Below are 2,631 nucleotides of genomic sequence, written 5' to 3'. Positions count from 1 at the left end.
GATGGGATTGTTAGTATGAATCATGAGAGTTACCTCGTGTTTTGTATAAGGATTGGACACCCATATCAAAACCGGTAACTCTCAACCTTGCAAGGTCCAGTGTCAGATCAAGTCGCGACTAATACAGGTAACTATCTGTTTCCTGCCATGATTGCCCGCTATCGCCGTGATTATCCCTCCATTCCTTTTGAGCTGCACGTGGGCAACACCTAGGACGTGGTGACGGCGGTGGCGGAATTCAGCGTCGATCTCGGTTTTATCGAGGGTCCTTGTCATCATCCGGATTTGGTGACGCAGCCTTGGCTGGAGGATGAACTTGTGGTCTTTTGCGCCCCTGAGAATCCCCTCGTACAGCAGACGCTTACCGTCCCGATGCTGGCGGAAGCACCGTGGATCTTGTGTGAACGTGGCTCAGGCACGCGGGAAGTCTTGGATCACCAGCTCTTAGCACTATTACCCCATTTCAAACTGGTGATGGAGTTGGGGAACTCCGAGGCCATCAAGCATGCCGTGCGTCATGGCATTGGTATCAGTTGCCTGTCGCATCGTGTCATTGCCGATCAACTGGCTGCGGGGTCACTGGTGGCGTTGCAACTGGAGCAACCGCGCTTGGTGCGCACTCTTTATCTGGTTCACCACAGACAAAAACACCTTTCCAATGTGTTGCAACGCTTTCTGGAATACTGTCAGCCAGCAAAGTAGGGTTGACTGCGGCCATTCGACTTTCTTATTGCTAATGATGGCGAGGCAGTTATGAAGCTCTCTTATAACTCGATAATGATAGCGATTCTGTAGAAAACGATTTGCTACAATCCCGCCTCATTTTAGATAGAGCGCAGGATATTATGGCTCAGCAACAATTACATAGCACATCTCAGGGCGCACCTACGCTGCGCCGTGAGCTTAAAGCGCGGCATCTCACCATGATTGCCATTGGCGGATCCATCGGCACCGGACTGTTTGTCGCTTCAGGCGCAACCATTTCGCAGGCCGGTCCCGGTGGGGCGCTGCTCTCCTATGCGCTTATCGGGCTGATGGTCTACTTTTTGATGACCAGCCTGGGCGAACTGGCCGCGTTTATGCCCGTCTCTGGTTCGTTTTCCACTTATGGTGCCAAATACGTAGAAGAGGGATTTGGCTTCGCGCTCGGATGGAACTACTGGTACAACTGGGCGGTGACGATAGCCGTCGATCTGGTCGCGGCGCAGTTGGTGATGGGTTACTGGTTCCCCGAGGTTTCTGGCTGGATTTGGAGTGCCCTGTTTTTAGCATTGATGTTTCTGCTTAACTACATCTCGGTAAAAGGGTTTGGTGAGGCAGAGTATTGGTTCTCACTGATCAAAGTGGTCACCGTCGTGGTCTTTATCACCGTTGGCGTGCTGATGATCGTCGGCATTCTGCGCGGTGCAGAGAACGCAGGCTGGCACAACTGGCAAATTGGCGATGCGCCTTTTTCTGGTGGCTTCTCCGCGATGATTGGTGTGGCGATGATCGTCGGCTTCTCCTTCCAGGGCACCGAGCTTATCGGCGTAGCGGCGGGTGAATCAAAAGATCCTGCGCAAAATATTCCACGTGCTATTCGTCAGGTGTTCTGGCGTATATTGCTGTTCTACGTGTTTACCATCCTGATTATCAGCCTGATTATTCCTTATACCGACCCCAACTTGCTGCGTAATGATGTAAAAGACATTACGGTTAGCCCGTTTACGCTGGTGTTCCAGAATGCCGGGTTGATGTCGGCCGCGGCGGTGATGAATGCGGTGATCCTGACGGCGGTGCTCTCTGCGGGTAACTCCGGAATGTACGCTTCAACGCGTATGCTCTTTACTCTGGCGCAGGAAGGCAAAGCGCCGCGTATGTTTGCCAAACTCTCCAAAGGCGGCGTGCCGCGCAATGCGCTATATGCGACCACCGTTGTGGCGGGACTTTGTTTCCTGACCTCGATGTTTGGCAACCAAACGGTCTATCTCTGGCTGCTGAATACCTCCGGCATGACCGGTTTTATCGCCTGGTTGGGGATTGCGATTAGCCACTATCGTTTCCGTCGTGGCTATGTGCAGCAAGGGTTGGATCTTAACGCGCTGCCGTACCGCTCGGGATTCTTTCCGATTGGGCCGATCTTCGCGTTCGTGCTTTGCCTGCTGATCACCCTGGGGCAAAACTACCAGGCATTTTTGCAAGATAACATTGACTGGTATGGCGTCACCGCAACCTATATTGGCATTCCATTATTTTTGCTAATTTGGTTCGGTTATAAGTTGTCCCGCGGAACGCGTTTTGTGAAATATGCAGAAATGACTTTTCCTGACTTTCACAAATAACGGTTAAGCATGTGATTCGATCGCGCCATTGGTAATCTGATTACCAATGGCGTTTTTTATAGAATACACCTTTGCTGAATAATGTGGTTACAGCGTTAATTCGCAACGCGTAAAAGAATTTCTCCGCTTATGTCGTAATTCAGTATATCTACCGAGCTTTTCTATCATATTGTATAACCGTCATTCGGCTTTGTTGAATAAATCAGAACTTGTAACGACTGTGCCCCATCGGGTCGATTGTTACGTGATGCGAATACTGTTCGGCATTCCTAATAGCGTGATCCGGTTAAGCGCTTTGACCATCGCCATG

At 50.9% G+C, this 2,631-nt stretch carries 1 protein-coding gene and 2 pseudogenes; 2 read left to right on the top strand and 1 reads right to left on the bottom strand.

Going from position 1 to position 2,631, the window contains the following annotated elements; translation table 11 throughout:
- Positions 1-123: 123 nt before the first annotated feature.
- Together ACTBDZ_RS16895 and ACTBDZ_RS16890 are read left to right on the top strand one after the other, a co-directional pair.
- Positions 124-702: pseudogene (locus ACTBDZ_RS16895) on the top strand (LysR family transcriptional regulator); the annotation flags it as partial.
- A 143-nt stretch (positions 703-845) separates the two neighbouring features.
- On the top strand, positions 846-2,321 hold the full coding sequence (locus ACTBDZ_RS16890) for an amino acid permease (protein WP_438816160.1): 1,476 nt from the start codon (positions 846-848) through the stop codon (positions 2,319-2,321).
- 240 nt (positions 2,322-2,561) lie between these two features.
- Here ACTBDZ_RS16890 and ACTBDZ_RS16885 read toward each other — a convergent pair.
- Positions 2,562-2,631, bottom strand: a pseudogene (locus ACTBDZ_RS16885) (surface-adhesin E family protein); the annotation flags it as partial.

The sequence above is a fragment of the Symbiopectobacterium sp. genome (assembly GCF_051710365.1).
In the GTDB taxonomy this organism is placed as follows: domain Bacteria; phylum Pseudomonadota; class Gammaproteobacteria; order Enterobacterales; family Enterobacteriaceae; genus Symbiopectobacterium.
Note: the sequence above shows the minus strand (reverse complement) of the source record. Positions and strands in the feature narration are given on the sequence as shown.

Bases quoted from the DNA above. Each gene is read 5' to 3' on its own strand.
- ACTBDZ_RS16890 (WP_438816160.1), top strand. From the start codon at position 846: ATGGCTCAGCAACAATTACATAGCACATCTCAGGGCGCACCTACGCTG.